The sequence below is a fragment of the Mycobacterium sp. genome (assembly GCF_032161845.1).
Classification (GTDB): domain Bacteria; phylum Actinomycetota; class Actinomycetes; order Mycobacteriales; family Mycobacteriaceae; genus Mycobacterium.
Genome location: NZ_JAVRQA010000347.1, coordinates 1 through 4,995 on the forward strand (window position 1 = coordinate 1; position 4,995 = coordinate 4,995).

The window sequence follows — 4,995 nt, forward strand, 5'->3', positions numbered from 1 at the left end:
AACTCGGCGTCGACACCCAACCGCCGCAGCAGCTCCATGCTGGCCCCGTTGGTGACGTCCATCTTCGGGAATCGGGTCGTGTGCGTGTTGCGTTCGACGAGAACGCAATTGATGCCGTAGTGCGACAGCACGCTGGCGAGGACGAGACCCGTCGGACCAGCACCGGCGATCAAGACTGGGGTGTCGAGTGTCTGCGTCATGGCGAAAGTCTCCTGTGGCTGCCGAACCGTTCTGAGTCCACGTTAGAGTTTAAGTTGATATCTGTCAATATAAATGTTGTCGCACCGTCTGGCATAATTTGTCACATGGTTTCTACTCGGACATCGCAGGGGCGTCGCGGTCGCCCGAAGACGGCAGACTCGACGCCGCTGGAGGACATCCTTGAAGCGGCCCTGGTCGCGTTCGCGACATACGGATACGACGGCGTTTCGCTGCGGACTCTCAACCGGGACCTCGGCGTCAGCCACAATCTGATCTATCAGCGCTTCGGCAGCAAGGACGATCTGTGGCGGGCCTCGGTCGATTTCGGCTTCAGCCCTCTCTTGCGCATCATGCAGGGCATTTTCGATCCAACCCTGACCGAGCCACTGGAACAGTTACGCCTGGCGATCCGCCAATACGTCGTGTTCTCCGCCGACCACCCTCAGTTGGTTGCGTTGATGAACATCGAGGCCCGCCAGGACACCGACCGGTTGAGCTACATCTACGACAACTACATCCAGCCCGCATTGATGGGTGTCGGTCGACTTCTGCTGCACCTCACCGAACAGGAGTCGATTCGTCCGATCGCGTTGCGGGAGTTCCACTTTCTGGTCGCGCACGGTGCGGCCGCGATCTACAGTCTGGTGCCGCTCGCGACCTTGTTCGACCCAGCACCCCCGGGCCGCCCCACAGCCATCGAAGAACACGCCCGGCTCATGTCGGATCTGATCGTCGAGGGTCTCCGGTTGGAACCGAACGGTTAGTCCCGGGTCACGACGCCGCGACGATCCTGACAGATGCCAAATAAATATTTGTCATGTATCATATTTATTGGTCACTGAACAGGTAGACGGGCCGTCACGGCCACCCGAGATGCAGAATGGAAACCATGAGTGCGCCGTCGCGACGCAGGCCGAGTGGCCGGCCACGCAGCGAAGATTCGCCCGCCTCGCTGGACGACATCCTTGGTGCGGCGCTGAAAGCTTTTGCCACCCAAGGCTATGACGGTGTGGCATTGCGAACTCTCAACCGGGAATTGGGCGTGAGCCACAACGCGCTCAACGGTCGTTTCGGCTCGAAGGAAGCGCTGTGGTACGCCACCGTCGATTGGGCATTCCAGCCTCTTGTTCTGCGGCTGGCGACGGTGTTCGACCCCACCGTGATCGACCCGCTCGACCAGCTGCGAATCACCATGCGCACCTTCTTGGAGTATTCCGCCGAGCGGCCTGAGCTTCTGGGCTTGATGAACATCGAGGGCCGACAAGATACCGAGCGGTTGGCTTATATGTACAACACATATATCCAACCCGCGCTCGCACCGGTGGGGCGCCTGCTCGATCACCTTGCCGCCACCGGACGGACAAGGCCGATCTCGCTGCGCACATTCAACTTCTTGCTTGCCCATGGCGCCGCCGCGCAATTCACTCTCGGTCCCCTCGCGCGTCATTTCGACCCCGCTGACCCGCTGGACCCCGCCGCGGTCAAAGCCCATGCCGAACTTGCCGCAGACCTCATCGTCCGCGCACTGGAGATCGACGCTGCGGAGTTCGACGAGCCGCCATCGCGCCAGTCTTAGCTCACGTCACGCACGGAATGAGGAGACAAAGCCCATGGGAACCGACAGTCAATAACTTGATGCGGCGGTTCGCGCGCCCGGCCGCGGCCTGGACTCGCTGCTTTTGCCTGCACAGTGGTCGTCGTCGTCGCCGACCTCGACCGATCCTCGCAGTAGTACCAAAGCGTTCTCGGCTTCACCGAGCACGCGCGGGTCAGGATTGACGGAGCCAATGTCGTACTTCTGGAGGGCGCCAGTCGACGGAACTCAGACCTGTTCCTGGCCGCCGTCGATGGACAGCTCGGCGCCGGTCATGAAGCTGCTTTGGTCGCTGGCCAGAAACAGGACAGCGGCCGCGATCTCCTCGGGTTGCGCGACCCGGCCGAGCGGAACCGTCGCTGCGAAGCCGGCCAGCACCTGTCGTTCTTGGCCAGCCGGTGCGCTGCCCGTGAGTCCCGGCGTCTCAGTCGGCCCGGGAACCAACGTGTTCACCCGGATCTGCCGAGGCGCCAGTTCAGCCGCCCAGGTCCGGCCGAAGGACCGGACGGCCGCCTTCGACGCGGCGTACGCGCCCATAGCGGGGTATCCACTGGAGGCTGTGCTGGAGCCGGAAAGGATGATTGACGCACCAGTGTTCAAGAACGGCAACACTTTCTGCACCGTGAAGATGGTTCCGCCCACGTTACGGTTGAACGTGTCAAGGAAGTGTTGCGGTGTCATATCGGCCAACGGCGCCAACCCTCCCCCACCGGCATTGGTGAACACGACGTCAAGGCCATGTCCGTGTGCCTTGACGGCGTCGGCGACTCTATCCAAGTCGTCAGGGTCGGTGACGTCTCCACGAATACCGGTGGCCGAGGGGCCAATCGACGCGAGTGCCTCATCGAGGCGTTGCTTATCCCGGCCCGTGATGAAGACATGCGCGCCTTCGGCCGCCAGCCGCTGGGCAGCGGCAAGACCGATGCCGGAGGTGCCGCCGGTGACCAGGGCGATCTTATCGTTGAGCTGTCCCATGATGTTCTCCGCTTCTACTGGGTTTTAAATGGTGGATCGGGGTTCTCTGGTTGTGCTGCAGAGCCCGCTCCGGTCACGGCGATCGCCTCATGTCGCCGGCTCGAGGACGGCGGCTGCGCGCAATGTCGGTTCGAAGTCGGTGCCGAGAATGGCGGCCAGCACCGGGTTGGTGACCCCCGCGTCGCGGTATCGCTGGACCCCGTCACGAACGGCGGTGACGTCGCCGATGGCGCATAGGTGATCGATGAATCGCTCACTGATGGCCAGCTTTTGAGCGTCGACATCGGGTGAGGCAGCATCGAATGCCGCCACGTCACCGGCGAAATCCGCCGCCTGGAACATTGCCCGGTAGAACGGCAGGCCGAAATACCGGTGCAGCTCGTTGCGCACACCTGCGAGCGCGGTTGCGCGGTCGTGGGTCATCGCCGAGGGGACCGCGGCCAGGATGTGAAATCCCTCAAGCGGCTTACCGGCGCGATGGCGGCCCGCGGCCACCTCCGGCACGACCACATCGCGCACGTACTGCGAAGGGCATGCCCACAGCACCACGCCGTCGGCGATCTCACCAGCCAGGCGCAACATCGCCGGCCCCAGCGCCGCCTGATAGATCGGGATGTCGGGGCGCGGCGTCAAGCCCATGAACGAGAAGTTCGACGTCCACCGCTGGCCCGTCGGCGGGACGTCACCGGCCAGGATGGCGCGGACGATGCCGATGTATTCGCGCATTTCAGCGGTCGGCTTGCCGATCTGCTGGCCGTGCCAGCCGCCCATGGTGGTGCGGTGACCCACGCCGAGGCCGAGTCGAAAACGACCGCCGGAGATGTCGTCGACTGTTGCCGCGGTCTGGGCCATCGATGCCGGCGAACGGTGATACAGCGGTGCCACAGAGGTGCCTATCGCTACCCGCTGCGTGCGCATTGCCAGAGCCGCGGCCATCGTGAACGAGTCACGAGCCGCGATGTGAGACAACATGATCGAGTCATAGCCCAGTTCGTCCGCCAGCTGTGCGTGACCGACTGCGTCGTTGAACGGCTCGAGTGCCGGAATGGCACAACTGATCGCGGCTTGCATCGGATTCCCTTTCGGATTGGAGTCGGCCCCTCGCATGACGGTCAAGCTATCGAGGTATAGGGCGGTTGTCAAATTTTATCTTGACGGGTATCAAGTTAAGGAGTTACGGTGGACGTGTCATCAGCCCGACCATCGAAGTCACCGATCTGGCGTGGCTGGAATTCCAGAAAGCGGATCTCGACCGTGCCGAAAACCTTCGTCCGTGACGTCGGATTCGCCGTCGCCGCAGGCTGTTCTGATCAACAACGCCGCGCTCTTCCGGTCGGTCGGCTCGACGACAGCCTGACGCGCTGACGCAGCGCGTTGGCCGTCCACGTCTACGTCTACGTCGTGATCACGGGCCCGAAGCTCACCGCCCGGCGGATGCCCAACCAGCGCAGCGGCCACATCATCAACGTCGCATCGGTGAACTCCGAGACGCCGTCGCGGGGGGGTAGCGACATCCTGCGCCACCAAGCACGCAGTCCTCGGGTTCGCCAATTCGGTCCGCGCGGAACATCGCGGCACCGGTGTCCACTATGCGGTCCTCCCGCCGATGACCAACACGGAGATGGTCGCCGGCATCGACCAAGCCAGGGGCCTGAAGAATACCGGCGCCCGACATGCCTGAGTCATATGCCAACATTTTAATTGACAGTTGTCACGTTATCGGATACGCTTGGTCCACATCCACGAAGGGAAGGCGCGCCGATGAGCACGGTGGTTCACCGCGACATGGTTACGGTCGGCGAGGCGTTTCTAGCGATGGTCGAAGCCCGCGCCGATGCGCCCGCGATCCTCAATGCCGACCTCGAAGTGGTGCTCGCGTGGCGTGACTACGGCGCGCAGGCCCGCCGCACCGCCGCGGGTCTCGCCGAGCTGGGTCTGCGCCAAGGGGAAACTCTTGGGCTCCTGCTCAGCAACCGGCCCGAGTTCCACGTCGCTGATGCCGCTGCGCTGCTGCTCGGCGCTATCCCGTTTTCGATGTACAACACCTCGGCGCCCGAACAACTCGCTCACCTCCTCGCCGACGCCGACTGCCGCATCGTCATCACCGAGGCGGAGTTGGTCGACGGTCTGCTCGCCGCGCTTGAACGCGGTGGGAGCGCCGTAGAGCGTGTCATCGTCGTCGGGTCGGACTCGTGGTTCGAGCTGCTGGACTCCGACGAACTGGA

Annotated in this window: 7 protein-coding genes; 4 read left to right on the plus strand and 3 right to left on the minus strand. The window is 63.3% G+C overall.

The features are described 5' to 3' along the window. Positions 1–200 (minus strand): FAD-dependent oxidoreductase (locus tag QOD90_RS18750; protein WP_526352334.1); only part of this gene is annotated, 200 nt, incomplete at its 3' end. Positions 201–305: 105 nt separating this feature from the next. On the opposite strand from QOD90_RS18750, the gene QOD90_RS18755 reads away from it, so the two are divergent. Together QOD90_RS18755 and QOD90_RS18760 are read left to right on the plus strand one after the other, a co-directional pair. Further along, entirely contained in the window at positions 306–965 is a 660-nt protein-coding gene (locus QOD90_RS18755) for a TetR/AcrR family transcriptional regulator (RefSeq protein ID WP_526352335.1), read from the plus strand. Positions 966–1,090: 125 nt separating this feature from the next. Continuing rightward, positions 1,091–1,777: a TetR/AcrR family transcriptional regulator gene (locus QOD90_RS18760; RefSeq protein ID WP_526352336.1), complete on the plus strand. Its 687-nt coding sequence runs from the start codon at positions 1,091–1,093 to the stop codon at positions 1,775–1,777. A gap of 246 nt (positions 1,778–2,023) precedes the next feature. Here the strand turns inward: QOD90_RS18760 and QOD90_RS18765 are convergent, their stop codons facing one another. Then, complete coding sequence (locus QOD90_RS18765; protein WP_526352337.1) at positions 2,024–2,770, minus strand: SDR family NAD(P)-dependent oxidoreductase; 747 nt, start codon at positions 2,768–2,770, stop codon at positions 2,024–2,026. A gap of 87 nt (positions 2,771–2,857) precedes the next feature. Further along, a complete protein-coding gene (locus tag QOD90_RS18770) occupies positions 2,858–3,877 on the minus strand; it encodes an LLM class flavin-dependent oxidoreductase (RefSeq protein WP_526352338.1) in 1,020 nt (339 codons plus the stop codon). Positions 3,878–3,921: 44 nt separating this feature from the next. Between QOD90_RS18770 and QOD90_RS18775 the strand changes: the two genes are divergently transcribed. Further along, positions 3,922–4,047 (plus strand): hypothetical protein, encoded by a 126-nt coding sequence (locus QOD90_RS18775; RefSeq protein ID WP_526352339.1) that lies wholly within the window; start codon positions 3,922–3,924, stop codon positions 4,045–4,047. 484 nt (positions 4,048–4,531) lie between these two features. Then, the coding region (locus QOD90_RS18780) for an AMP-binding protein (RefSeq protein ID WP_526352340.1) at positions 4,532–4,995 on the plus strand (464 nt) is incomplete at its 3' end.